At 70.6% G+C, this 24,370-nt stretch carries 22 protein-coding genes; 10 read left to right on the forward strand and 12 right to left on the reverse strand.

The annotated features are described in order from the left end of the window. Positions 1-14 precede the first annotated feature (14 nt). A complete protein-coding gene (locus tag RR1_RS10245) occupies positions 15-1,247 on the reverse strand; it encodes a hypothetical protein (protein WP_040772466.1) in 1,233 nt (410 codons plus the stop codon). 129 nt (positions 1,248-1,376) lie between these two features. Here RR1_RS10245 and RR1_RS10250 point away from each other — a divergent pair, with 129 nt between their 5' ends. Next, positions 1,377-2,138: a deoxyribonuclease IV gene (locus tag RR1_RS10250; RefSeq protein ID WP_010837354.1), complete on the forward strand. Its 762-nt coding sequence runs from the start codon at positions 1,377-1,379 to the stop codon at positions 2,136-2,138. A 25-nt stretch (positions 2,139-2,163) separates the two neighbouring features. On the opposite strand, the gene RR1_RS10255 is transcribed toward RR1_RS10250, so the two are convergent. After that, positions 2,164-3,906 carry an AMP-dependent synthetase/ligase gene (locus RR1_RS10255; RefSeq protein WP_040772467.1) on the reverse strand — a complete coding sequence of 581 codons (1,743 nt, stop codon included), beginning with the start codon at positions 3,904-3,906 and terminating at the stop codon, positions 2,164-2,166. A gap of 163 nt (positions 3,907-4,069) precedes the next feature. Between RR1_RS10255 and RR1_RS10260 the strand changes: the two genes are divergently transcribed. Continuing rightward, positions 4,070-4,603, forward strand: coding sequence for a GNAT family N-acetyltransferase (locus RR1_RS10260; protein WP_040772484.1), 534 nt, complete (start codon positions 4,070-4,072; stop codon positions 4,601-4,603). Positions 4,604-4,654: 51 nt separating this feature from the next. Here the strand turns inward: RR1_RS10260 and RR1_RS10265 are convergent, their stop codons facing one another. From RR1_RS10265 to RR1_RS10290, 5 genes are all read right to left on the reverse strand, one after another. After that, positions 4,655-4,858 (reverse strand): hypothetical protein, encoded by a 204-nt coding sequence (locus RR1_RS10265; RefSeq protein ID WP_010837357.1) that lies wholly within the window; start codon positions 4,856-4,858, stop codon positions 4,655-4,657. A gap of 195 nt (positions 4,859-5,053) precedes the next feature. Further along, positions 5,054-6,208, reverse strand: a complete 1,155-nt coding sequence (locus RR1_RS10270; RefSeq protein ID WP_010837358.1) for an acyl-CoA dehydrogenase family protein — start codon at positions 6,206-6,208, stop codon at positions 5,054-5,056. A 6-nt stretch (positions 6,209-6,214) separates the two neighbouring features. Continuing rightward, positions 6,215-7,387, reverse strand: coding sequence for an acyl-CoA dehydrogenase family protein (locus RR1_RS10275; protein WP_040772468.1), 1,173 nt, complete (start codon positions 7,385-7,387; stop codon positions 6,215-6,217). A gap of 242 nt (positions 7,388-7,629) precedes the next feature. Continuing rightward, positions 7,630-10,191, reverse strand: a complete 2,562-nt coding sequence (locus tag RR1_RS10285) for an ABC transporter permease (RefSeq protein WP_371836785.1) — start codon at positions 10,189-10,191, stop codon at positions 7,630-7,632. 5 nt (positions 10,192-10,196) lie between these two features. After that, positions 10,197-10,958, reverse strand: a complete 762-nt coding sequence (locus RR1_RS10290; RefSeq protein ID WP_010837361.1) for an ABC transporter ATP-binding protein — start codon at positions 10,956-10,958, stop codon at positions 10,197-10,199. Between the two features lie 135 nt (positions 10,959-11,093). On the opposite strand from RR1_RS10290, the gene RR1_RS10295 reads away from it, so the two are divergent. The 3 genes from RR1_RS10295 to RR1_RS10305 all read left to right on the forward strand — a co-directional run bounded on the left by RR1_RS10295 (position 11,094) and on the right by RR1_RS10305 (position 12,945). Beyond that, positions 11,094-11,501, forward strand: coding sequence for a YchJ family protein (locus RR1_RS10295; RefSeq protein ID WP_040772470.1), 408 nt, complete (start codon positions 11,094-11,096; stop codon positions 11,499-11,501). A gap of 97 nt (positions 11,502-11,598) precedes the next feature. Further along, complete coding sequence (locus RR1_RS10300) at positions 11,599-12,210, forward strand: AMIN-like domain-containing (lipo)protein (RefSeq protein WP_010837363.1); 612 nt, start codon at positions 11,599-11,601, stop codon at positions 12,208-12,210. A 117-nt stretch (positions 12,211-12,327) separates the two neighbouring features. After that, positions 12,328-12,945 carry a hypothetical protein gene (locus tag RR1_RS10305; protein ID WP_010837364.1) on the forward strand — a complete coding sequence of 206 codons (618 nt, stop codon included), beginning with the start codon at positions 12,328-12,330 and terminating at the stop codon, positions 12,943-12,945. Between the two features lie 54 nt (positions 12,946-12,999). Here RR1_RS10305 and RR1_RS10310 read toward each other — a convergent pair whose 3' ends face one another. Continuing rightward, entirely contained in the window at positions 13,000-14,742 is a 1,743-nt protein-coding gene (locus RR1_RS10310) for a DEAD/DEAH box helicase (RefSeq protein WP_040772471.1), read from the reverse strand. Positions 14,743-14,931: 189 nt separating this feature from the next. Here RR1_RS10310 and RR1_RS10315 point away from each other — a divergent pair, with 189 nt between their 5' ends. The 4 genes from RR1_RS10315 (at position 14,932) to RR1_RS10330 (ending at position 19,043) form a co-directional block, all read left to right on the forward strand. Next, positions 14,932-15,534, forward strand: a complete 603-nt coding sequence (locus RR1_RS10315) for an HdeD family acid-resistance protein (protein ID WP_010837366.1) — start codon at positions 14,932-14,934, stop codon at positions 15,532-15,534. 35 nt (positions 15,535-15,569) lie between these two features. Further along, a complete protein-coding gene (locus tag RR1_RS10320; RefSeq protein ID WP_010837367.1) occupies positions 15,570-16,376 on the forward strand; it encodes a carbon-nitrogen hydrolase family protein in 807 nt (268 codons plus the stop codon). Positions 16,377-16,438: 62 nt separating this feature from the next. After that, positions 16,439-17,116 (forward strand): phosphoribosyltransferase, encoded by a 678-nt coding sequence (locus tag RR1_RS10325; protein WP_010837368.1) that lies wholly within the window; start codon positions 16,439-16,441, stop codon positions 17,114-17,116. Between the two features lie 139 nt (positions 17,117-17,255). Beyond that, entirely contained in the window at positions 17,256-19,043 is a 1,788-nt protein-coding gene (locus RR1_RS10330) for an AMP-dependent synthetase/ligase (protein ID WP_010837369.1), read from the forward strand. 78 nt (positions 19,044-19,121) lie between these two features. Here RR1_RS10330 and RR1_RS10335 read toward each other — a convergent pair whose 3' ends face one another. After that, on the reverse strand, positions 19,122-20,327 hold the full coding sequence (locus RR1_RS10335; protein ID WP_010837370.1) for an amino acid deaminase/aldolase: 1,206 nt from the start codon (positions 20,325-20,327) through the stop codon (positions 19,122-19,124). Between the two features lie 195 nt (positions 20,328-20,522). Beyond that, complete coding sequence (locus RR1_RS10340; protein ID WP_010837372.1) at positions 20,523-21,035, reverse strand: TetR family transcriptional regulator; 513 nt, start codon at positions 21,033-21,035, stop codon at positions 20,523-20,525. A gap of 132 nt (positions 21,036-21,167) precedes the next feature. Between RR1_RS10340 and RR1_RS10345 the strand changes: the two genes are divergently transcribed. Continuing rightward, positions 21,168-22,478, forward strand: coding sequence for a D-arabinono-1,4-lactone oxidase (locus RR1_RS10345; protein WP_010837374.1), 1,311 nt, complete (start codon positions 21,168-21,170; stop codon positions 22,476-22,478). Between the two features lie 10 nt (positions 22,479-22,488). Here the strand turns inward: RR1_RS10345 and RR1_RS10350 are convergent, their stop codons facing one another. Both RR1_RS10350 and RR1_RS10355 read right to left on the reverse strand, forming a co-directional pair. Then, the gene (locus RR1_RS10350) at positions 22,489-23,460 is read right to left on the reverse strand and encodes an adenosine deaminase (protein WP_010837375.1); all 972 of its coding nucleotides are present in this window, start codon (positions 23,458-23,460) and stop codon (positions 22,489-22,491) included. Between the two features lie 90 nt (positions 23,461-23,550). After that, positions 23,551-24,351 (reverse strand): enoyl-CoA hydratase/isomerase family protein, encoded by an 801-nt coding sequence (locus RR1_RS10355; protein ID WP_010837376.1) that lies wholly within the window; start codon positions 24,349-24,351, stop codon positions 23,551-23,553. Positions 24,352-24,370 lie beyond the last annotated feature (19 nt).

A 24,370-nucleotide genomic window follows, 5' to 3' on the forward strand; every position in this document is an offset into this window, starting at 1 on the left:
GCGGAGCGGGGCGCTCACCCGCGGTCGGTGAGTGCCGCGATGTCGCGGCCGAGGATCGCGCGATAGGCCTGAACCGTCTCGTCGATCCCGAGCTGGCGGCCCAGCGAGTCCATGTTGTCGACGGACAGCTCACGCGTCCCCGCGCGCGAGACGAGCCGATCGATGCGGCCGTCGATGTCGAGGACGCGGTCGACGGCGTCCTGCGTCGCGATGCGCGAATCGAGCCGCGACAGGACGTCCGAGATCCGGGCGAGCGCGACGACACGCTCGACGACCTGATTCCACACGGGCTCGAGGGCGCGGCGACGCGCGGCGACGCGATCGGCGCCGCGCCACGGATCGTCGCCGCGGTCCGCGACGGCCGCGATCGTGTCGAGATCCTCGGCGACCGACCTCAGCTCGACGGTGTCCACGGCGATCGACACGAGTTCGCCGGCGACGTCGAGCTGACCGCGGGGCACGAGCCCGTGCTCCGAACGCCAGAACCGGGATCGCACGACGCGATCGGCGTGCACACCGGCGAGGAAGAGGGCGCACTCGTAGCGATCGCGCATCGTCGCGGGGCGATCGTGGCCGCTGTCGTCCTGACGTGGGGGATTCGCCCAGTCGGGTGGCAGGTGATCGGTGACCGACTTCGGCATGTACTGCGCGAAGTCGCCGGCACGGCGGACGGCGCCCCCGAGAACCGCGCCGCCGAGCGCGGAGTCCACGGCCCGTCGCATCACGGTCGGCCGCTGCGGCGCCGGGGTGCGCAACAACGCCTCGAACAGCTGCTCGCGCTCGGCGGGATCGAGGTGCACGCCCTCGCGTCGATCACGCCGGATCGACCGCACGCCCGACGCGAACGCCCGCCCGGGACCCACCCACGCCGACCGCGCGGCACCGAGCCTGCGATCGAGATCGCCGATCCGCGCGTTCGCGAGCATCCGCACCGGCGCGGGCAGTCCGCTGCTGCGCTCCGCGATCTCGGTGCGTTCGTCGACGAGGCGCCGCAGCCGTGTGTAGCCGCCCGTGTCGGGCCAGGCGCGGCCCGCCCTGATCCGCGCGACGACGGCGGAGCGGGTCTGCTCGTCGACGGCACCCGCGGCCACCAGGAGCGCGGGCTCGTCGCCGAGCTCGACGTCGCCGAGGCCCGCCGCGGCGTCGATCCGCGCCTCGGCACACCAGCGGCGAACGTCGGCACCGATCCGCGCGGCGTCGTCCTCGGCGCTCGTACCCTCCACAGGCGCACCACCGTCGTCGTTCATCGAACGCTCCTCTCGTGCGCGTGGCCGTCCCACCGATCGTCCCCACCGGCGATTGTCCCAGAATCCGGCGAACCCGGCCGGAACCACCGAATCCGGCGACGCGGGGTGGGACCGTCGTAGGCTGGCGCCATGCGTCTCGGAGTGCACGTACGCGAGGACGACGATCCGATCGGGAGCGCCGACGCACTGGGCGCCGACATCGTGCAGGTGTTCGTCGCCGATCCCCAGAAGTGGCGCGCGCCGCAGCCCCACCCGCGCGCCGACGAGATCCGCGAGAGCCCCGTCGCCGTCGTCGTGCATTCGCCCTACGTCGTCAACGTCGCCAGTACCAACAATCGTGTGCGCATCCCTTCCCGCAAGCTCGTCGCCCAGCACGCCGAGGCGGCAGCCGAACTCGGCGCCGTCGGGCTCGTCGTCCATGGCGGCCACGTCGCCGACACCACCGAGGTCGACACCGGATTCGACAACTGGCGCAAGCTCTTCGAGCGCTCCGGCGGATTCCCCGTCCCCATCCTCGTCGAGAACACTGCGGGCGGCGATCACGCGATGGCACGCGAACTGGACGCGATCGCACGGCTGTGGGACGCGATCGGCGAGTTCGAGCCGGGGTTCTGCCTCGACACGTGTCACGCGTGGGCGGCGGGCCTCGATCTCGGCACCGTCGTCGACCGCGTCCGCGCGATCACCGGGCGGATCGACCTCGTGCATCTCAACAACTCCCGCGACGAGTTCGGTTCGGGCCGCGACCGCCACGACAACCTCACGGACGGGACGATCGACACCGCGGCGCTGCTCGACGTCGCGCGCAGCGCGAACGCCCCGGTCGTGCTCGAGACGCCCGGCATCGGGCTCGAGGACGACCTGGACCTCCTCCGCCGCGAACTCGGCTGAGCCCGGGTCGGGGTGACCGCGGGGGTCAGCCGACCGCGGCGCGCCCGTAGATGTCGGACACCAGTTCGGCGAAGTGATCGAGCACGACCGACCGCCGCACCTTCCCGGTCGGCGTCAGCTCGCCCTCGGACTCGCTGAGCGCCCGCGGCACGAGCCGCCACTGCCGGATCGACTCGGCCGTGGACACCGAGGCTTTCGCATGATCGACCGCGTCCTGGACGGCGGCACGGACGTCTCCGAGTCCGTCGGCGACGCCGGGATCGACGGTGACCAGCGCAGACACGAACGGCCGGCCGTCGCCCACGACGACGGCGTCCGCGACGACGGCGTGCGAGCGAAGCCGGTCCTCGAGCGGAGCAGGCGAGACGTTCTTGCCGCCCGCCGTCACCAGCACGTCCTTCGAGCGGCCCACGATGGTGAGGACGCCGTCGGCGTCCAGTTCGCCGAGATCGCCCGTCCGGAACCAGCCGTCGTCGAACGCGTCGGTCGTCGAACGGCGGTCGCGCCAGTACCCCGCGAACAGCGCGGGCCCGCGCAGCTGGATCTCACCGTCGTCGGAGATCCGCACGGCGTTGCCGCCCAGCGGCGGGCCGACGGTGCCGACACGACCCACGCCCGGCCCGCAGACCGTGTGGGCGGCACACGATTCGGTGAGCCCGTACCCCTCGTACACAGGAAGTCCCAGGCCACCGAAGAAGTGTCCGAGTTCGGGAGCGAGCGCCCCGCCGCCCGAGATCGCCCACCGGCAGTGGCCGCCGAACGCCGCACGGATGTCGCGGAAGACGAGGCGATCCGCGAGGGCGCGCCGCATCCGGAGCACCGGCCCGATCCGCCCTCGCTCCCCTGCACGGCCGACCGCGATCGCGGTGCGCTCGGCGAACCGGAACACCCCGGCCGCGAGACGTCCTCGTTCCGTCGCGCGTCGCGCCGCGGCTTCGTGCACCTTCTCGAAGACGCGAGGGACGCCGAGCACGGTGTCGGGCCGATGCGCCGTGAACTGCTCGGCGACCGTCCCGAAATCCGCCCAGTGCGCCTGCACCACCCCTGCCTCGAACATCGCGAGCGACACACTGCGGGCGAGAACGTGGGCGAGCGGCAGGAAGACGACGGCGCGGTGGCCGGGGGCCGCGATCTCCCCCACCGGCGCGGCGAGCAGAGCGCGCATCTCCGACAACAGATTCCGGTGCGTGAGCATGCACCCCTTGGGCCGCCCCGTCGTCCCCGACGTGTAGACGATCGTCGCGAGGTCGTCGGCACCCAACGCCAGCGCACGGCGGAAGACGATCTGATCCTCGAGGTCGCGGCCGCGGACGATGAGGGTGCCCACGGCGTCGTCGTCGAGCACGAGGACCTCCGGCGTGCCACGCGAACGCACGGCGTCGCGCTGGGCGTCGGTCTGCACCACCGCGACGCGCGATTCCGAATCCGAGGCGATGAACCGGATCTGCTCGGGCGACGACGACGGATACACCGGAACCGACACTGCGCCCGCAGCCCAGATCGCGTAGTCGAGCAGCGACCACTCGAAGCTCGTCGGCGCCAGCAGCAGCACGCGGTCACCCGGTTCGACGCCCGACGCGACGAGCCCCTTCGCGACACCGGTGACGAGTGCGGCGACGTCGCGCGCCACGACGTCGGTCCAGCCGTCCGCCTCCGGGCGGGAGAACAGCACGCGCTCGGGGGCGTGCTGGGCGTGCGCGAACACCGCCATGACGACGTTCTCGTGATCGGCCACCGCGTAGTCCACGGGCCGGCTCGTCTCGCGCACGGGCGCAGTAGTTTCGCGCACGCCGTCATCCTCCCCGTCTCGGCGCGAACGCAGGCGCGGTGGGCGTGACACTCCGGTCACGATTGGAGAACGTTCCCGGCACGTCGTCGCCGCAGCGACATCTCGTTGCGCCGTGCCGCTCGTTGCGGGCACACTCGGAATCGTGCTGGTACGACGCGAGACCTCCGCCGACGTCGGCTCGATCGCACGGGTCCACCGCAGCGCGTTCGCCGACATCGCAGCCGCCGAGGGGCTACCCGAACCGATCGAACCCGCGCTCGTCGACGAACTACGCGCGAACGAATCCTGGATCCCCGAGCTCTCGTTCGTCGCCGAATCCGACGGCGAGGTCGCGGGACACGTGTGCCTGACGCGGGCGAGCGTCTCGGGCGGCGCACGCGGCGGACCGATCGTGCAACTGGGCCCGATCGGCGTGGACGCACCGCTCTGGCGGCGCGGCGTGGGTTCGGCACTGATGCACGCAGCACTCGGCGCTGCGGATGCGATGGATTTCGGCGCCGTCGTGCTCGTCGGGCACCGCGACTACTACCCGAGATTCGGATTCGTGCCGGGCGACGACGTGGGGCTGAAGCCCGACGTCGCGGACTGGGCGCCGGCCTTCCAGGTCCGGCCACTCACGCGGTTCGCACCGGCGAACGCCACCGTGCGCGCACCGGAACCGTTCTATCGTTTCTGATCGCCGCCCTCGTCGATCAGGGCCGCGGGCAGGGTCGTTCCACTGCGGAGTTCAGCTCGTGCGCAGCCGGTCGACGTCCGGATGCGCGAGTTCCTGCGCGTGCGAACGGATTCGCAACAGGATCAGACCCGAGACGGACGCCGCGATCAGCGACGCGACACTGCCGTGCACATGAAGTTCCGAGAGCGCCACTGCGAATCCGACGAGACCCACGGCCAGGACGGACCACAGCAGGGCGAGCGCGAACGTTCTCATCCGATGCTCCTTCGATCGTCGTCACGGCGGCGCTGGTCCACCGCACGCGGCCCACGGTCCGAGTGGGCGCCACGACGGTAACCACACCCGCGGCGGCGAATCCGGTATCCGGACACGGCGAGCCGCAGACTATACGGAATTGCGACGATTCGGTGAGCGGGTGGAGACCCGAGACGAGTGAATCGAGACCTGCGGTCAGTGGATGGAGACGGTGTCGCGAACGGAGCCGCTGAGCAGTCGCACGTGATCGCGGGCGTCGCCGAGCGTGCGCGCGATCGCCGTGAGCCGCGCCGTGTAGTGACCGACCGGATACTCGTCGGTCATGCCGATCCCACCGTGCAGCTGGATCGCCTCCTGCCCGACCTGCCGGGCGGACCGGCAGATCTGCAGCTTCGCACGCGACGTCGCCGCCGACGCCTCGACGGGATCGACGTCCGGGGCGGCGAGCGACATCGTCGCGTAGAGGCTCATGCTCCGTGCGAGCTCGACCAGGACGTACATGTCGGCCGCGCGGTGGGTGAGCGCCTGGAAGTGCGCGAGCGGAACACCGAACTGCCGCCGCGTCTTCAGGTACTCCACGGTCGAGCGCAGCGCTTCGTCCATGGCACCGACCGCCTCGGCGCACAGCGCTGCCTGCGCGTGCGCCTGGGTGAGAACGACCGCGGGCCACGCGTCGTCGTCCGAGTCGCCGAGCCGCACCGCGGGAGCGTCGACGAAGTCGATACGCGCGGCACGCAGGCCGTCGTACGTGGGGTACGCGCTCGAGGTCACGCCCTCGGCGACGCCGTCGACGACGAACAACCCGAGCGCGCCGTCGTCGGTCACGGCGCTGACCACGAGGGTGTCCGCCGATCCGCCGTGCGGGACAGGGTTCTTGACGCCGGTGATCGCCCAGCCGTCGCCGTCGGCCCTCGCCCTGGTGCTCGCGACCCGCGCGGGCCAGCGCACGCCCGGCTCGTCGTGGGCGAACGCGAGCATCCGCTCTCCCCCGCCGACGGGCGGCAGGATCTCGTCGCGCTGCTCGGCCGTCCCGACCCTGGCGACGAGGCCGCCCGGCACGACCACGGCGTCCAGATAGGGCTCGGGCGCGAGCCTTCGGCCGATCTCCGTCATGACGATGCCGACCTCGACCGGACCGCCCAGCGCCTCCTCGCCGTCCTCGTCCCCGTCGCCGGTCGACAGCGCGAGTTCGAGCAGACCCGTCTGCGCGAACCGCTGCCAGACGTCGCGGTCGAATCCGCTGTCGGTCGCGACGATCCGGCGCCGCGACTCGGGATCGTAGGCACGAGAGAGCAACTCGCGCGTCGTGTCGCGAAGCAGGGTCTGTTCGTCACCGAGTTCGAAGTCCATGTCCGCTCACAATCCGAGAATCGACGAGGCGATGATGGTGCGCTGGACCTCGCTCGAGCCGCTGTAGATCGACACCTTGCGGGCGTTGAGATAGCGAGTCGCGGTGGCGGCGGCCCACTCCGGTGCGGGCGACCCGTCAGCCCCACCCGAGAGCGCGTCCGTGCCCGCGACGTCGAGCAGCAGTTCGGTCGCGGCCTGCTGCAACTCCGAGCCCCGCAGCTTGAGCAGCGACGACGCGGGATTCGGCTTGCCGTCGCGCGACGACGCCGCGACCCGCATCTGGGTGAGTTCGAGTGCGAGCAACTCGTTCTCGAGTTCGACGACGCGCGCCGCGAACAGCGGATCGTCGAGCAGCGTTCCGGCCCCGACGGCGATGTCGGCGGCGTGAGCCTTCGCCTCCGCGACCCGCGCCTTCGACCAGCCCAGCCGCGTGACGCCGGTGCGTTCGTTGCCGAGCAGGAACTTCGCGATCGACCAGCCGCCGTTCTCGTCGCCCACGAGATTCTCGGCCGGCACCCGCACGTCCTCGAAGAAGACCTCGTTGACCTCGTGGCCACCGTCGACGAGCTTGATCGGACGGACCGTGACACCGGGGGTGTTCATGTCGATGAGCAGGAAGGAGATCCCGGCCTGCCGTTTGGGCGCATCGGGATTCGTGCGCACGAGCGCGAAGATCCAGTCCGCGTACTGCGCGAGCGTCGTCCACGTCTTCTGCCCGTTCACGATGTACGAGTCGCCGTCGCGGACGGCGCGCGTCTTCAGCGAGGCGAGGTCGGAGCCGGCCTCGGGCTCCGAGAAGCCCTGGCACCACCAGATGTCGAGCCGCGCCGTCGGCGGCAGGAACCGCTCCTTCTGTTCCTGCGTACCGAACGTCGCGACGACGGGGCCGAGCATGTTCGCGTTGAACGCCAGTGGTTCCGGTACCGACGCGGCCTGCATCTCGCCGCGCCAGATCTCGAGTTGCAGTGGAGTCCAGTCGCGGCCACCCCATTCGGCGGGCCAGCGCGGTACGGCGAGCCCGTTCTCGTGCAACAGTTGCTGCGTCGTGACGAAGTCGTCCCGCGACAGATCCTCGCCGAGCGCGGCGCGACGACGGATCTCCTCGGGGATCCGCGTCGTGAAGAACTGCCGCATCCGGTCGCGGAACGCGAGGTCGTCGGCACCGAGCGCCAGTTCCATCACGGCTCCCATCACGGTCGGTCACCGGCCGCTCGACACGACGCGAGCGACCGGCACGGCTGAGCCGACGTTACCGCTCCGCCGTGCGCCGACGAGCGGTTTCGGAGCCGGCGCGCAGATCCCACCGAACCCGCCGGCCGCTGCCCCCGACTCGTGGATCCGGGTGCCCGGGACCGCCGGCAGGATTCCGGACGACCGGCGGGGAGAACGGGGAGCGCCGAATCCCGTTCGTCCGCCGCCCGTCACGACTCCGAGATCGCGTCCAGCGGATCGGTGCGCGCGGCACGGACCGCCGGCCACAGCGCCGCGAGGACACCGACGACGCCCGAACCGACGAGCATCGCGACGATCTGCTCCCACGGCACCTGGAAGGTCCCGAGTCCCTGATCGCGGAGCGTGCTCACGAACGCCCAGCCGAACGCCACGCCGAGGACGATGCCGACAACCGCCCCGAACACCGCGATGAGCATCGACTCGAGGTAGATCGTCCGCCGCACCTGCGAACGCTGCGTTCCGACCGCACGCAGCATCCCGATCTCGCGCGTCCGTTCCACGACCGACAGCGCGAGCGTGTTGACGATGCCGAGGATCGCGATGACGACGGCGAGCGCGAGCAGGCCGTAGAGAATCGCCAGCAGTGTGTCGATCTGGGCGGCCTGAGCGCCCTTGAACTCGTCGCGATCCTGCACCTGGACGACGATGAAGCGCGACGTCGACTGCTCGAGATCGGCGCGCAGCGTGTCGGCGTCCGCCCCGGGCGTCGCCTCGATCAGCACGAGGATGGCGGGGAGCCCGACGGCCGGACTGGTCGCGCGGTACACGTCGTCGGAGACGACGAGATCGCCGAACAGCTGGTTCGACACGAACACACCACCGACCGTCGCACGCGTCTGCTTACCGTCCGCCCCGGTCACGGTGACCGGTGATCCGACGTCCCAGCCCCGTTCGGCGGCCTTCGTGTCGGAGACGATGATCTCGCCGGGTCCGGGATCGCCGCTGCCGCGCACGACGTCGAGATTCACGAGTCCTTCGGTCGATCCGTCGAGCGAGCCACCGGTCTCGCGTTCGCCGTCGACCTCGGCCGAGAACAGGTGCAGCGATGCGGCTCTCGCGACGTCCGGAAGTTCCGAGACGGCGCCCTCGACACCTTCGGGCACCCCGATCTGGTTCGGGCCGCTGAGGATCCAGTCGGCCGTGATGCCGTTGTCGACCAGTTCGTCGACGCTCGCCTTCGCCGAGGCGCCGAAGACGCCGATGACCGAGACGAGCATGAGTCCGAGGGTGAGCGCGAACGCCGTCGCGGACGTGCGCCGCGGGTTGCGGACGGCGTTGGTGCGCGCGAGCTTGCCCACCGCACCGAACGGCCGCGTCGCCAGCCCCAGCGTGCGCACGACGGGACGCGAGAGCGCGGGCGCGACGAGGAACACTCCGACGATCGTCGCGAGCGCACCGAGCCCGACCGTCGCGGCGGCGGGCTCGCCCGTACCGCGCGAGCCGATCACGAGGGCGACGACGCCGGCGACGGTGAACACGGCACCGACCCACGTGCGCACCGTCAGCGATTCGGCGCCACCCGACGCCTCCTCGCGCATCGCCGCCACCGGCGCGACCCGCGACGCCCGCCGCGCGGGTGCGTACGCACTGATCACCGTGACGAGGACGCCGACACCGATCGAGACCGCGAACGTGCGCGGCGAGAGCACGAGCGGGCCCTCGGGCAGCCCCAGATCGAAGGCGTTGAGCAGCGCGCGCAGCACGTAGGCGAGCCCGATACCCGCGGCGGTGCCCGCGATCGCGCCGAGAATGCCCACGACGAGCGCCTCGAGCGTGACCGACCGGCCGATCTGCCCCTGCGAGGCACCGATCGCGCGCAGCAGCGCGAGTTCGCGCAACCGCTGCGCGACGATCATCGAGAACGTGTTGTAGATGATGAACGTGCCGACGAGCAGCGCGATCGCACCGAACGCCAGCAGGAAGTAGTTGACGAAGTCGAGGGCCTGCGAGACCTGCGCCTCGGTCTCCGCGCGCACCTCGTCGCCGGTCTGCACCTTCATGTCCGGCAACGCCTGCTGCACGTCGGCCTGCAACTGCTCGGGAGTGCGCGAGCCGTCGCCGGCGACGTCGACGTACGCGGCGTGCCGACCGTCGGTGAACAGCTCCACCGCCTGCTGTTGCGTGAACTGCACGCCGATGAAGCCGCCCGTGTCGGTCCCGGGATCGTAGAGACCAGAGATCGTGACGTCGACGATGCCGTGCGCCGGCACGAGCACCCGGGCGTCGTCGCCGACCGCGAGGTTCGCGCGTTCCGCGGCGCTCGGGTTGATGCCGACCTCGCCCGGGGCCGACGGCGGTGCACCCGCGACGTACGGATCGGGCTCCTCGACGGCCTGCTCGGCAGGTACGTAGCTCGTACCGATACTGGGCGCGCCGCCCGTCTGCACGGCGGAGCCGTCGGGCCCGATCAGCACGACCTGGCCGCTCTCGGCGGGGGCGACCGCGCGCACTCCCGGCAGCGACGACACCGTCTCGGCGTCCGCGAGCGGAACGCCGTCGGTGCCCTGCTCCTCGGGCGAGACCCGGACGTCGACGCCCGTGGCGGTGTCGTCGAAGATCGAGTCGAAGGTGCGCTGCAGCGTGTCGGTGAAGACGAACGATCCCGCCACGAAGGCCGTCCCGAGGACGACCGAGAGGACCGTCAGGGCGAGGCGCACCTTGTGCGCCGCCAGATTGCGGAGCGACACCCTGCGCATCGGCGCGCCGGACCCACGACCACCCGTGTGGTGATCGGCACTCGTCGAGCTCATCGCGGTCACGCCTTTCCGTCGCCGGGCGCGGCAGCAGCGGGAGCTTCGAGATCCTTCATGCGGTCGAGGACGGTCTCGGCGGTCGGCCCGGCCATCTCGTCGACGATGCGGCCGTCCGCGAGGAAGACGGCGCGGTCGGCGTAGCCGGCGGCACGCGGATCGTGCGTGACGATCACGACGGTCTGGTCGAACTCGTCGACGGCCGCACGCAGAATCGACAGCACCTCGGTACCCGAGCGGGAATCGAGATTGCCGGTCGGCTCGTCGGCGAAGATGATCGCGGGCCTGCCCGCGAGAGCACGCGCACACGCGACGCGCTGCTGCTGGCCGCCCGAGAGCTCGCTCGGGCGATGCCCGAGCCGGTCCCGCAATCCCAGCCGGTCGACGATCGTGTCGAGCCACTCCTGGTCGGCGCTGCGTCCCGCGATGTCGAGCGGCAGCGTGATGTTCTCGAGCGCCGTGAGCGTGGGGACGAGGTTGAACGACTGGAACACGAAGCCGATCCGGTCGCGGCGCAACCGTGTCATCTGCTTGTCCGAGAGCCCCGTCAGGTCGACGTCACCGATGCGGACGGTGCCCGAGGTGGCGGCGTCCAGACCCGCGAGGGTGTGCATGAGCGTGCTCTTGCCCGACCCGGAGGGGCCCATGATCGCGGTGAACTGGCCGCGTGCGAAGTCGATCGACACCCCGTCCAGGGCCGTGACCCGGGTGTCCCCGCTCCCGTACGTCTTGACCAGATCGGTCGCGCTGGCTGCGTGCTCGGTCATCGTTGCGTCCTCGAAGTCGGATCGGTCATGGAAGTCCCCGTGCCCGCGTGCCAGTCTTCCCGTTCCGCCATCGCGCCGCCATCAGGGGTCACCCCGAACCGACCCCGGCACGTGTCGGGGGGAGATACTGCCGACGTGGCCACCACCGACCGACCCGCCCCCGAGCCCGACCGCGCACCGTGCCCGTGCGGCCGCGGCGACTCCTACGGCGACTGCTGCGGCCCGCTGCACCGCGGCGAGCGGCGCGCCCCGAGCGCCGAGGCCCTCATGCGCTCGCGCTACACCGCCTTCGCGATCGGCGACGCCGGTCACCTGGTCCGGTCGTGGCATCCGTCGACGGCGCCGGAGCACGTCGACCTCGATCCCGAGGAGCAGTGGGACCGGCTCGAGATCGTCGCGACGACCGGTGGCGGACCGTTCGACTCCGAGGGAACCGTGACCTTCCGCGCCCACCACCACCGCGGCGGCCGGGCCGGTGTCCTCGCCGAACACTCGCGCTTCGTCCGCGAGGACGGCCGGTGGCTGTACCTCGACGGCAGCTGAGCACCCCGACCGACTCCGGGCCCGCGCCGACCCGCGCGACGCGCGGAGACCGTCTCGTACCCCGCGGTATCGGCTTTTCTTCCTACGATCGGACACCATGAACCCGCGCGCCCGCATCGCTCTCGTGTCCTCCTGTGCCGTCCTCGCACTCGGTCTCGTGTCGTGCTCGACCGACGGCGACAGCGAGCCCACCGCCGTGACGACGTCGATCGGCCCGACCTCCACCGACCCCACCACGACGGCGGAGGCGGAGCCCGAGTCGGTGCCCGAGAGCGCCACCGTGCAGACCGCCGAGGCGTCCGACGGCGCGCGGCTCACCGTCACCGACATCCGTGTGGGCCGCCACGAGGGGTTCGACCGGATCGTCTACGAGATGGACGGCACGGGGACGCCGGGCTGGCGGGTCGGTTACGTCGACAGCGCCGTCCAGGACGGCAGCGGACGCGAACTCGACGTCGACGGCGCCGGCATCCTGCAGGTCCTCATCGACGGCTCGGCATACCCGTTCGACTCGGGTGTCGCCGAGTACTCCGGTCCCGTCCCGGTTCCGGGAACGGGAGACGGCGGCTCGGTGACGGAGGTGCAGGGTGCGCTCGTGTTCGAGGGAGTGACGCAGTCGTTCGTCGGGACGGCGCAGCCCGATGCCGCCTTCGCCGTCACGGGACTCGAGAATCCCACGCGCGTCGTCGTGGACGTCGCACACGAGTGACCGTCGCCCGGACGTGACCGACGCCCGCGCGGGCCGGTCTGCCGAACCCGGCGCACTGCGGTAAGTTCACTGCCCGGATCGCGGATCGGGGCCGCGGCCTGCACGAAGGAGAGCACTGTGTCCGGGTTCGGAATTCTACGGTCCGTCGCCACCAGCGCGGCGGTCCTCGCCGCGGCCGCGTTCGCGGCGCCCGTCGCGGGGGCCCAGCCCGCCGCAGGCGCGTCCGAGCCCGCTGCCGTCACGGAACTGCGCGAGTCCGCGGATCTGCCGCAGGAGAAGGACGCCGTCGAGGCGCTCACCCGATTCGCAGGGCTCTCCGACGTCGCCGGCACGCTCACGCCGTTCTTCTACACCGCGCCGACGATCGGGTGCGGCACGTTCGCCCCCGTCACCATGACGCTCGCATCCGCGCAGACCGGCCCGGCCGCGGGCATCGGCGTCCGCGAAGTGAACTTCCAGGCGCTCTCCGCGTACCCGGGTGTCGTGCAGGGATCGGGGCTGAGCGTCGCATGGCTCAACACCGCGACCGGCGCGAGCGGGATCGAACCGCTCGACGGCACGACCGAAGGCGGATACCCGTCGCTGTCGAAGCTCGTACACACCGGGTCGGGCACGGTCGTCGCCGCGATCTTCGGCTCCGTCGCCTACTCGAACGCGACGTGCCACGTACTGCCGACCGTCGGCTCGTTCTTCGTACCCGACGAGGGCCCGATGCCCTCCGAGGCCACCGGATAGTCCGGCGCTCGTCGGGCACCGAGCCCTCGGGTTCGGTCGCTCGCAGCGCTCTCGTCAGTAGCGCTTCTTGCCGCCACCGCCGCCACTGCGGCGCTGGTGATTCGGCGGGCCCTGGTCGGGCTGCAGGTGGATCAGCTGACCCGAGATGCGGGTGCGGCTGAGCGCGTCGAGCGTCTCCTTCGGCAGCGTCGCCGGAAGCTCCACGAGGCTGTGATCCGGCCGGATGCTGATGTGACCGAAATCGCTCCGGCGGAGGCCGCCCTCGTTGGCGATCGCACCGACGATCGCACCCGGCACGACGCGGTGCCGCTTGCCGACGGCGATCCGGTAGGTCGCCATCTCCTGACCGTCGCGGGTGAACTTCGGTCCCGAATCACGATCGAACTTGCGCGGCTTGCCGTCGCGCTCGCGCGGCTCGCGGGCCTCACGGGTGCGCTTCGGAGCCGGGGGCTCGGGCTTCATGAGGAACGAGTCGTCCCCCTGCGACAGCACGGCGAGTGCCGCGGCGATGTCGACGAGCGGGACGTCGTGCTCGCTCTCGTACTTCTCGATCATCGACCGGAACAATTCGAGATTGTCGGACGCGAGCGCCTCGGTGATCGAATCGCCGAACTTCTCGACACGCTGCGCGTTGACGTCGTCGACCGTCGGCAGCGCCATCTCCGCGAGGGGCTGGCGCGTCGCCTTCTCGATCGACCGCAGCAGGTGACGCTCACGCGGAGCGACGAACAGCAGCGCCTGACCGGCACGGCCCGCGCGGCCCGTGCGGCCGATGCGGTGGACGTACGACTCGGTGTCGTGCGGGATGTCGTAGTTCACGACGTGCGAGATCCGCTCGACGTCGAGGCCGCGGGCGGCGACGTCCGTCGCGACGAGGATATCGAGCGCGCCGCTCTTGAGCTGACCGATGGTCCGCTCACGCTGCGCCTGCACGATGTCGCCGTTGATCGCCGCTGCCGAGAACCCGCGCGCGCGAAGCCGTTCGGCGAGCTCCTCCGTCGCCTGCTTCGTGCGGACGAAGATGATCATCGCCTCGAACTGCTCGACCTCGAGGATGCGGGTCAGCGCGTCGAGCTTGCGGGGATTGGCGACCTGGACGTACCGCTGCGTGATGCTCGACGACGTCGTCGTCTTCGACTTCACCGTAATCTCGACGGGGTCGTGCAGGTACTGCTTCGAGATCTTGCGGATCGCACCGGGCATGGTCGCCGAGAACAGCGCGACCTGCTTGTACTCCGGAGTGTCGGAGAGGATGCGCTCGACGTCCTCCTGGAAGCCCATCTTGAGCATCTCGTCCGCCTCGTCGAGCACGAGGTACTGGAGCTTCGTGAGGTCCAGCGTGCCCTTCTCGAGGTGGTCGATGACGCGACCGGGCGTGCCGACGACGACGTGCGCACCGCGCCGCAGCCCCGACAGCTGGACGCCGTAGCTCTGTCCACCGTAGATCGGCAGCACGTGCACGCCGGGCATCCGCGACGAGTAGCGGCCGAACGCCTCGGCGACCTGGAGCGCGAGCTCACGGGTCGGCGCGAGGACGAGCGCCTGCGGCTCCTTCTGGGACAGATCGAGCCGCGACAGGATCGGAACCGCGAACGCCGCGGTCTTTCCGGTACCGGTCTGGGCGAGACCGACGACGTCGTTGCCTTCGAGCAACGGCGGGATCGTCGCCGCTTGAATCGGCGACGGGGTTTCGTAGCCCACATCCGAGAGGGCCTGGCGCACACGTTCGTCTATATCGAGATCGGCGAAAGTGGGGGTGCCGGCGTCACGCTCCGGCTCGCGATCGTTTTCATCCATTGACGTCGATTTTATCGCATGTTCGGGGGTGTCCTCGCCGCTCATCGGCATTCTCGGTCGCGTCGGTCGAGGTGACACGACCTGCGAGTGACCGGACAGACACATGTGACGATTCGGTCCCCCTCTCCGGGCACCGGTCCTACGCTGTTGCCAGCGAGCGACAGTCGTGACCGACGTGAGGAGACGACCATGGTGGCTCCAGGTTCGACCGGCGGCGCTCAGGCGCCCGGCAACGTTCTCGCGGACGTCACGGCGGCGGCCTGGAAGATCGGTGTCGTCCGCGGCGTGCTCGCCGTTCTGTTCGGCATCGTCGCGCTCGTCTGGCCGGGGATCACCGTGCTGGCACTGGTGTTCGTCTTCGGTGTCTACGCGATCGTGGACGGCGTCGTCGCGATCGCGCGGTCGGTCTCCGCGCGCGGCCGCAGCGGCTCAGGCTGGGGCTGGTGGGTCGCGCTCGGCGTCGTCTCGGTGATCGCCGGCGTCATCGCACTGGTGTGGCCGGGCGTCACGGCCGTCGTCCTGCTCTACATCATCGCGATCTACGCGATGATCTTCGGCATCCTCGGGGCGGTCGGCGCGGTGCGGCTGCGCCACGTTCCGGGCTCGGGCTGGGGCTGGCTGCTCGCGGCGTCGGTGCTCGCGGTGCTGTTCGGCATCGTGCTCACGATCGCGCCCGGCGCCGGCATCCTCGGGTTCGTCGTTCTGATGGGCGTCTACGCGATCGCCTTCGGCGTCCTGCTGGTCGTCGGGTCGCTGTCGCTGCGGAGCGCGGCACGGTCGACAGCCGAGTGACGTCCACCGGCGGGCTTCGGCGATAGGTTGGAGTCATGGTCGAGATCGCTGTTGCCCAATTCGCGCCCGGCGTCGACAAGGACGAGAACCTGCGGTCGGTCCGTGCGCTCGTGGCCGACGCCGCCGCACGCGGCGCGCACGTCGTCGTGACCCCGGAGTACACGAGTTTCACCGCTCCCCGCACGGACGAGCGCATCGTCGCGGCCGGTGAGCCGCTCGACGGTCCCTTCGTGACGGGACTCGCCGGCATCGCCGCGGAGCACGACGTCACGCTCGTGACGGGCGTCGCCGAGTCGATCGAGGGCGAGGAGCGGGTGCACAACACGCTCGTCGCGATCTCCCCCGGCGGCGAGATCGTCGCGCGGTATCGCAAGCTCCACCTGTACGACGCGTTCGGCCGCACCGAGTCGACGGTGATCGCGCCCGGCCCCGTGACGCCACCCGAGACCTTCGCCGTCGACGGCCTGACCTTCGGGATGCAGACCTGCTACGACCTGCGCTTCCCCGAGGTGACCCGGCTGCTCGTCGACGCCGGCGCCGACGTCGTGTGCCTGCCGGCGCAGTGGGTCCCCGGGCCGCTCAAGGAGGACCACTGGACGACGCTCGTGCGCGCTCGCGCGATCGAGAACACGGTGTACGTCGCGGCGGCCGACCAGGGCCCGCGCACCGGCGCCGGGCACAGCATGATCGTCGATCCGTACGGCATCGTCGTCACCGCGCTGGGCGAGCAGACGGGGACGGCTGTCGCGACCGTCACCCGCTCGCGGCTCGACTCGGTCCGCACCGAGAACCCCGCACTGGAGCTGCGCAGGTTCGCCGTGACCGTCCGCCCCGGCGAGTAGCCTGGCCCACACGACCGACCGACGGGGGTACACACGTCGCCACGCCGTGGCGGAGGTGAACGATGCGGTACGCGAATCGCGCCGACGCCGGCCGGAATCTGGCCGGAGCGGTGACGGATCTCCGGAGCGCCGACGAGCGGCGCGGACGCCCATGGGTCGCGCCGCTGGTACTCGCCCTCCCCCGCGGCGGCATTCCGGTCGCCGCCGAGGTCGCCCGCGCGCTCGGTGCACCGCTCGACATCGCACTCGTCCGCAAACTCGGTGTTCCCGGGCAGCCGGAACTCGCGATGGGGGCGATCGGCGAACGCGGCGCGATCGTCACCAACGACGACGTCGTGGCACGCTCCCGGATCGACGACGGCGCGTGGGCGGCCGTTCTCGACGCCGAACGGGGTGAACTCGCACGCCGCTCCGAACTGTTGCGCGGCGACCGGCCCGCGCTCGACCCGCGCGGGCGCCCCGTCGTTCTCGTCGACGACGGCGCGGCGACCGGCGCCACCGCGATCGCCGCGATCACCGATCTCGAGTACGCCGGGGCCGACCGCGTCGTCGTCGCGCTTCCCGTCGCGACGGGGTCGGCCGCGCGACGGCTCGCCCGCGCGGCGACCGTCGTGTCGCCGTACGTGTCCGACGCCCTCGGTGGTGTGGGCGAGGCGTACCGCGATTTCCACCAGCTGTCCGACGACGAAGCGCGCAGTGCGCTCGGTCACGGACACCAGCAGGGGATTCCCGGCATGTGAGACGTACGGTACTCGAAGTAACACAAAACGCGCTGGTCAGAGCACGAAGTAGGCATAACGGACACATGCGCTGATGCAAAAAGGGCGACGATGTGATCGAATGCACACCATCCGATCGATCTGCTCTTGGAGGGTCACAGTGCGTGAATACTCGGTGCCACAGTCCTTCGTCGTGCCGGAGGACGCGTCGATGGCGGATTCCGTCTTCCGGTACGCCGAGGAGGATCCCACCTTCGTGCCGTTCAAGCGGCCGTCGAACGGCGGCTGGGTCGACGTCACCGCCGCAGAGTTCGCGAAGCAGGTACGCGGCGTCGCGAAGGGCCTGATCGCCGCCGGCATCGAGTCCGGCGACCGTGTCGCGATCCTCTCGGGCACCCGCTACGAGTGGGTCGTCCTCGACTACGCGATCTGGACCGCGGGTGGCTGCACCGTCGCGATCTACGAGACGTCCTCCCCCGACCAGGCGAAGTGGATCCTCGAGGACTCCGCCACGAAGCTGCTCGTCGTCGAGAAGGCAGCGCACGCGGATGCACTGAAGGAGGTCACCGACTCCGCCGAGGCACTCGCCGAGGTCCTCCAGATCGAGGCCGGTGCGATCGACGAGCTGACGCGCCGCGGCGCCGACGTCACCGACGAGCAGGTCGAGGAGCGCCGCCACTCGGTGCGGGCGGAGTCCCCCGCGACGCTGATCTACACGTCCGGCACGACCGGCCGCCCCAAGGGCGTGCAGCTGACCCACGCGAACTTCCACGCCGAGTCGGCGGCCGTGAAGATCGCGATGGCCGACGCGATGTACGCGGGCCGCCGCACCCTGATGTTCCTCCCGCTCGCGCACGTGTTCGCCCGCGCCATCTCGTTCGGCGCCTTCGACGCGAAGGTCACGGTCGGCCACACCTCCGACACGACGACTCTCGTCGAGCAGTTCGGCGTCTTCAAGCCCCACTTCGTGCTCTCGGTGCCGCGCGTCTTCGAGAAGGTCTACAACTCCGCGAAGCAGAAGGCGTACGACGGCGGCAAGGGCTCGATCTTCGAGAAGGCCTCCGACACCGCCATCGAGTTCAGCAAGGCGAGCGAGGCCGGCAAGGTCCCGCTCGGCCTGAAGATCAAGCACGCCGTGTTCGACAAGCTGGTGTACGGCAAGATCAAGGCCGCGCTGGGCGGCGAGTGCGATCGTGCCGTCTCGGGCGGCGCCGCTCTCGGTGCACGCCTCGGCCACTTCTTCAACGGCGTCGGCGTCCCGGTCTACGAGGGCTACGGCCTGACCGAGACCAGCGCGGCGATCACCGTCAACACGACCTCGGCGCAGCGGATCGGCACCGTCGGCCGCCCGCTCGACGGCCATTCCGCGAAGATCGCCGAGGACGGCGAGCTGCTCGTCAAGGGCCCGGTCGTCTTCGGCGGCTACTGGCACAACGAGGAAGCCAGCAAGGAAGCGATCGTCGACGGCTGGTTCCACACGGGCGATCTCGGCTCGATCGATCAGGACGGCTTCGTCTCGATCGTCGGCCGCAAGAAGGAGATCATCGTGACGGCGGGCGGCAAGAACGTCGCACCCGCGACTCTCGAGGATGCCCTGCGCGCTCACCCGCTCGTGAGCCAGTGCCTCGTCGTCGGTGACGGCAAGCCGTTCATCGGTGCGCTGATCACGCTCGACGCCGAGACCCTGCCGGGCTGGCGCGAGCGCAACGACGTCCCCGAGGGCACCCCGGTCTCGGCACTGCTCGAGCACGTCGACCTCATCGCCGAGATCGACGCCGCGGTCGCCGACGCCAACAGCAAGGTGTCCAAGGCCGAGCAGATCAAGAAGTACAAGCTCGTCGAGTCGGACTTCACGATCGAGAGCGGCGAGCTCACCCCGACGATGAAGCTCAAGCGCAACATCATCCACAAGGAGCGCGGCGCGGTCATCGAGTCGATCTACGTCTAGAACTCGCACACGCGAGACACGGGCGACGCCCGCACTGCCGATCAGGCGGTGCGGGCGTCGCCCGTGTCGCACGCGGTCTCAGCCGAAGCAGCGGCCCTCACCGCGGTAGGTGGGCAGCGGCGCCACGGTGCCGTCGTGCTCGACGGCGTGCACGTGCGTGAACCGCTCGCACAACTCCCCCGCTTTGGCGTGACGCAGCCACACCCGATCGCCCGGACGCAGCGACTCCGCGGCCGCGCCCGTCAGCGGCGTCTGCACCTCACCGGCCCCTTCGCTGCGCAGCAATTTCAGCCCCGCGGGCCGGACGGGCCGCGGCACCCGGGACGTGCCGGGCGGCCCCGAGGCGATGTAGCCGCCGCCGAAGGCCGTCACGATCCGCCGTGCCGGACGGCGCACGACGGGCAGTGCGAAGTACAGCGACGGCTTCGGCTCGAACGCGCGATAGTCGTCGAAGAGGGTCGGCGTGTAGAGGCCGGAGCCCGCCGTCACCTCGTTCACCACCGGGTCCGACGAGGTGAGTTCGAGCGATCCGGTTCCGCCGCCGTTGACGATCTCGAGGGGTCCGACGGCCGAGGTCACGGCGTCGACGACGACGGACCTCCGGCCGGCGAGTTCGCGTGCCGACAGCGCCTTGACGGCGCGGATCGCGGCGCTGCGGTCGGGCATGCCGGCGATCTGCGCCTCGTAGAACATGACACCGACGACGTCGAAGCCGCGGGCCGCCGCGCGCCGCGCGAGGCCGGCAGCGTGCTCCGGTGTCCGGATCGGCGAGCGCCGAACCCCGAGGTGCAGTGGGCCGATCCGCAGCGAGGCGTCCACGTCGATGCACACGCGCAACCGCTGCGACCCCGCCGCGGCGCGGAGCAGGTCGAGTTGCTCGTCGGAGTCGATCATGAGCGTGATCGACGAGCGCAACTCGTCGTCGGAAGCTAGGCGCTCGATCGCGCGGGTGTCGGCGGTGGGGTATCCCATGAGCACGTCGCGCGCGCCGTGCCCGGCGAGCCAGATGGCTTCGGGCAGTGCGTAGGACATGATGCCGCGGAACCCGGCGTTCGCGGTGAGGCCGTCGCCCAGCACCTCGGCGAGCACGGCGCGGCAGCGCACCGACTTGCTCGCGACGCGCACCGGAGTCCCGCCCGCGCGACGAACCAGCTCGGCGGCGTTGGCGCGCAACGTGTCCAGGTCGAGCACGGCGAGCGGCCCGGGTTCTGATGCGGTCGCGGCGTCGAGCCGGTCGAGGACCGGCCGTGCCGTGCTGTCGTGGTGCGCGAGGCTCGTGGTCACACTCGACAGTCAAACACTCCCGAGCAGCCGCGTCCACGTACCTGGACGATCGTCCAGGTGATCAGGGTGTGCGGGCGACGGCGCTCGACGCGACGTTGCGGGCCAGATCGTCGAGCGCTGCGAGCGTGGCGTCGGTGTCGCGGTCGACGAGCCACCGCAACACGATTCCGTCGATGAAAGCGAGCGCCGAGCGCGCTACCTCCGCCAGCGGAACTGTGAACCGGACGCCCGCGAGCTCCTCGCACTCGTCGAGGAAGGCGATGGCCTCGCGGTCCATCGCCGAGTACTGCCGCTCGGCGATCCCCCCGCGCGGCCGCCCGTCGTCGCACGCTGACGGAGCGCGAGCGCGGTGATCTCGTACGTCAGGAGCTGACTACCCGGAGTGGCCTCGACGAACGGCCACATTCCGCTCAACCCGATGTGGATCAGAGTCCGCAGACCATCGACACCTGTGACCTCCGGGGCCTTTCTGACCTCGGCGAATCCTTCGCGAAGCGACATGCTCAACTGCTCGACGAGAGTCTCGCCCGTCGCGGCGACGAGTTCCTCCTTGGAGTCGAAGCAGTAGTACACGACTCCGAGCGAGACGCCGGCCTCCTCCGCCACAGCACGGACCGTCACCGCTGCGACGCCCGAGCGTTCCGCGATCGCGAGGGCGGCACCGATGAGTTGCCGGCGGCGCTCGTCCGCGGGAAGCCTGTTGAGCATGACCGAAATCCTAGTGGCCCACGCCACCGAACACGGGGCGCCACACGTCCGGGACGGTCACGAATCGGCAAATCACGGCCGGATTCGGGAGGGTCGGTTGCCTGGACAATCGTCCAGGTTCATGATGGCGCAATGCAACGCGAAACATGGACGAACTGGGCGCGCACCGAGACCGCACATCCTCGGCGGATCGCGACGCCCGCCTCGGTCACCGAGCTGGCCGCGCTCGTCGCGGATGCGGCCGCGAACGGACTGCGCGTCAAGGCCGTCGGATCGGGGCATTCGTTCACCGGCGCCGCCGTCACCGACGGCATCCTCGTGTCCCTCGATCGCCTGACGGGTATCGACGCCGTCACCCCCACCGACGACGGCGCCCACGTGACCGTCTGGGCCGGAACGCGTTTGCGGGCGCTGAACGAGGCACTGTGGGAGCGCGGCTACGCGATGCGCAACCTCGGCGACATCGACGCCCAGTCGATCGCGGGCGCGATCGCAACCGGAACACACGGCACCGGAGCACGTTTCGGCGGGCTCGCGACGATGGTCGCCGGACTCGAGATGGTCCTGCCCGATGGCGCGGTCGTGTGGTGCTCGCCGACCGAGCGGCCGGAGTTGTTCGAGGCGGCCCGGATCGGGCTCGGCGCGCTCGGCGTCGTCACCCGCGTCGTCCTCGACTGCACCGCGGCCTACGCGATGCACGCCGCGGAGACGTCGGATTCGCTCGACGCCACGCTCGAACGGCTCGACGAGGACCGCACCGGGGTGGATCACTTCGAGTTCTACTGGTTCCCGCACACCCGCCGCGTGCTCACCAAACGCAACACGCGCCTGCCCGTCGACACCCCGCTCGCCCCCGTTCCCACGGTCTCGGGCTACATCTCGGACGAACTGCTCTCCAACGTCCTGTTCGAGGGCATCAATCGCTTCACCACCGCACTGCCGCAGACGATTCCGGCCGTCAACTCGGTGACGGCGCGCGTGCTCGGGTCGCGAGAGTTCACCGACCGCAGCTACCGCGTCTTCGCGTCCTCACGGCGCGTGCGCTTCCGCGAGATGGAGTACGCGGTTCCCGCCGAGACACTCACCGACGTACTGGCCGAGATCGAAGGGTGGATCGGCCGAACCGACTATCGCGTCGCCTTCCCCGTCGAGGTGCGGTTCGCGGCCGCCGACGACGTGTGGCTGTCCACCGCCCACGGCCGCGAGACCGCGTACGTGGCCGTGCACCAGTACCACCGGCGCGATCACACCAGCTACTTCCGCGCGGTCGAGGACATCGCGCGTGCCGTCGACGGGCGGCCGCACTGGGGCAAGCTGCACGGCCGCACCCGCGACGACCTGCGCACCACGTATCCGCGCTTCGACGACGTCGTCGCGGTCCGCGACGACGTCGATCCGCAGCGGACGTTCGGCAACGAGTACCTGGAGCGCGTGCTGGGGTGACCGCCCGGCGTCAGGGCCGCGGCGCGTCCAGCAGTTCGCGCTTGCGGCCCTCGCCGAGGAACGACGCGCGAATCGAGTTGCGGGCGAGCCGATCGCATTCGTCGTCGGTGAAATCCAGTGTGGTGCGCAGCTGTTCGAAGTTCTCGTCGACGTAGCCGCCGAAGTAGGCGGGATCGTCGGAGTTGACCGTCACGAGCAGCCCGGCGTCGAGCATCGTCCGGAGCGGATGGTGCGCGAGCGAGTCGACGACCTCGAGCCGCACGTTCGACAGCGGGCACACCGTCAGCGGAATCTCCTCGTCGACGAGTCGCTGCACGAGCGCCGGATCCTCGAGGGCACGGATGCCGTGATCGATGCGCTCGGCGCCCAGCAGATCGAGCGCCTGCCACACGTATTCGGGCGGGCCCTCCTCGCCGGCGTGCGCGACGACGTGCAGGCCCTCGGCGCGAGCGCGCGCGAAGACGCCCTCGAACAGCGACGGCGGGTATCCCACCTCGGCCGAGTCGAGCCCGATGCCGAGCAGCGGGACCTCGAGTCGCAGCAGTTCGCCGAGCACCTCGTCCGCTTCGGGAACCGGCCGGTCGCGGAGGACGCACGCGATGATGCCGCTGGACAGTCCGTACTCGCGTTCGCTCGCGGCGACGGCGTCGGCGACGCCCTCGAACACGACGCGAGCCGGGACACCGCGCGCGATGTGCGCCTGCGGATCGACGAACAGCTCGGTGTGCACGACACCGGCCGCCGCGAGCCGCGCGAAGTACGCGCGCGTGAGATCGGCGAAGTCCTGTTCGGTCTGCAGGACCGCCATGTTCTCGTAGTACAGGTCCAGGAAGGACTGCAGATCGGTGAACTCGTAACGCGCGCGGAGCGCGTCGAGGTCCTCGTGCGGCAGCGCGATCCGGTTGCGCTCGGCGAGCTCGAAGATGAGCTCGGGCTCGAGCGCACCTTCGAGGTGCATGTGCAGTTCGGCGACGGGCCCCATCACGGCGCGTTCAGTCCCTTCCGCGACAGCCCACGCTGCCGTGCGATCGACACGCGACCTGCCCGGTTCGACCGGCCACGACCTGCCAGACTACCGGCCGGTGTAGGTCGCCTTGCCCGGGCCGACGTCGAGGAAGCTGCGGACGGCACCGCGCAGGTCGTCCGTCTCGAACAGGGCGCCCGAGACCCCGGACGTGATCGCGTCGGCGTGCGCGATGCCGCCGGAACGCCACGCCTCGACGATCCGCTTCGTCGCGGTGTGTGCCCGCGTCGGGCCGTCGGCCAGCCGCTCGGTGAGCGAGTACGCGGCTGCGTCGACGTCGTCGTGCACCGCGTTGACCACGCCCCAGGCATGGAGCGTCTGCGCGTCGTAGAGGTCGCCCGTCATGACGAGTTCGCGGGCGCGTCCCGAGCCCGCCCGCTCGGCGAGCCGCTGCGGGCCGCCCATCGACGGGGTCAGGCCCACGACCGTCTCGACGAGCCCGAACTTCGCGCGCGGCGACGCGAGCACGATGTCGCAGGCGAGCGCGATCTCGAACGCGGCCGTGAGGGTGAGGGCGTGCGCGCTGTAGACGACGGGGCACGGCAGCGCTTCGAGCGGATGCACGATCGATGCGAACAACCGCTCCCACAGTTCCTGTCCCTGCTGCGCGGTGAGTCCGTCGAACAGGTGCACGTCGACGCCGCCCGAGACGACCTTGCCCTCCGCCCGCAGCAGCACCGCACGCGGCGGGTTCTCCGATAGCGCGGCGACATCGGCGATCAGGGAGTCGAACATCGCCCGATCGAAGAGATTGAGTTCGCCGTGCGCGACGGTGAGCACGGCGTACTCGCCGCCGCTGCCGGTGGTGCGACGTTCGACTGTCGTGGGCGACGCGGGATTCGAAGGCATGCGCACACTGTGTCAGACA

The sequence above is a fragment of the Rhodococcus rhodnii NBRC 100604 genome (assembly GCF_001894925.1).
Lineage (GTDB): Bacteria > Actinomycetota > Actinomycetes > Mycobacteriales > Mycobacteriaceae > Rhodococcus_F > Rhodococcus_F rhodnii.

Bases quoted from the DNA above. Each gene is read 5' to 3' on its own strand.
- RR1_RS10245 (WP_040772466.1), bottom strand. From the start codon at position 1,247: ATGAACGACGACGGTGGTGCGCCTGTGGAGGGTACGAGCGCCGAGGAC.
- RR1_RS10250 (WP_010837354.1), top strand. From the start codon at position 1,377: ATGCGTCTCGGAGTGCACGTACGCGAGGACGACGATCCGATCGGGAGC.
- RR1_RS10265 (WP_010837357.1), bottom strand. From the start codon at position 4,858: ATGAGAACGTTCGCGCTCGCCCTGCTGTGGTCCGTCCTGGCCGTGGGT.
- RR1_RS10270 (WP_010837358.1), bottom strand. From the start codon at position 6,208: ATGGACTTCGAACTCGGTGACGAACAGACCCTGCTTCGCGACACGACG.
- RR1_RS10275 (WP_040772468.1), bottom strand. From the start codon at position 7,387: ATGGAACTGGCGCTCGGTGCCGACGACCTCGCGTTCCGCGACCGGATG.
- RR1_RS10285 (WP_371836785.1), bottom strand. From the start codon at position 10,191: ATGAGCTCGACGAGTGCCGATCACCACACGGGTGGTCGTGGGTCCGGC.
- RR1_RS10290 (WP_010837361.1), bottom strand. From the start codon at position 10,958: ATGACCGAGCACGCAGCCAGCGCGACCGATCTGGTCAAGACGTACGGG.
- RR1_RS10300 (WP_010837363.1), top strand. From the start codon at position 11,599: ATGAACCCGCGCGCCCGCATCGCTCTCGTGTCCTCCTGTGCCGTCCTC.
- RR1_RS10310 (WP_040772471.1), bottom strand. From the start codon at position 14,742: ATGGATGAAAACGATCGCGAGCCGGAGCGTGACGCCGGCACCCCCACT.
- RR1_RS10315 (WP_010837366.1), top strand. From the start codon at position 14,932: ATGGTGGCTCCAGGTTCGACCGGCGGCGCTCAGGCGCCCGGCAACGTT.
- RR1_RS10320 (WP_010837367.1), top strand. From the start codon at position 15,570: ATGGTCGAGATCGCTGTTGCCCAATTCGCGCCCGGCGTCGACAAGGAC.
- RR1_RS10325 (WP_010837368.1), top strand. From the start codon at position 16,439: ATGCGGTACGCGAATCGCGCCGACGCCGGCCGGAATCTGGCCGGAGCG.
- RR1_RS10340 (WP_010837372.1), bottom strand. From the start codon at position 21,035: ATGCTCAACAGGCTTCCCGCGGACGAGCGCCGCCGGCAACTCATCGGT.
- RR1_RS10345 (WP_010837374.1), top strand. From the start codon at position 21,168: ATGCAACGCGAAACATGGACGAACTGGGCGCGCACCGAGACCGCACAT.
- RR1_RS10350 (WP_010837375.1), bottom strand. From the start codon at position 23,460: ATGGGGCCCGTCGCCGAACTGCACATGCACCTCGAAGGTGCGCTCGAG.
- RR1_RS10355 (WP_010837376.1), bottom strand. From the start codon at position 24,351: ATGCCTTCGAATCCCGCGTCGCCCACGACAGTCGAACGTCGCACCACC.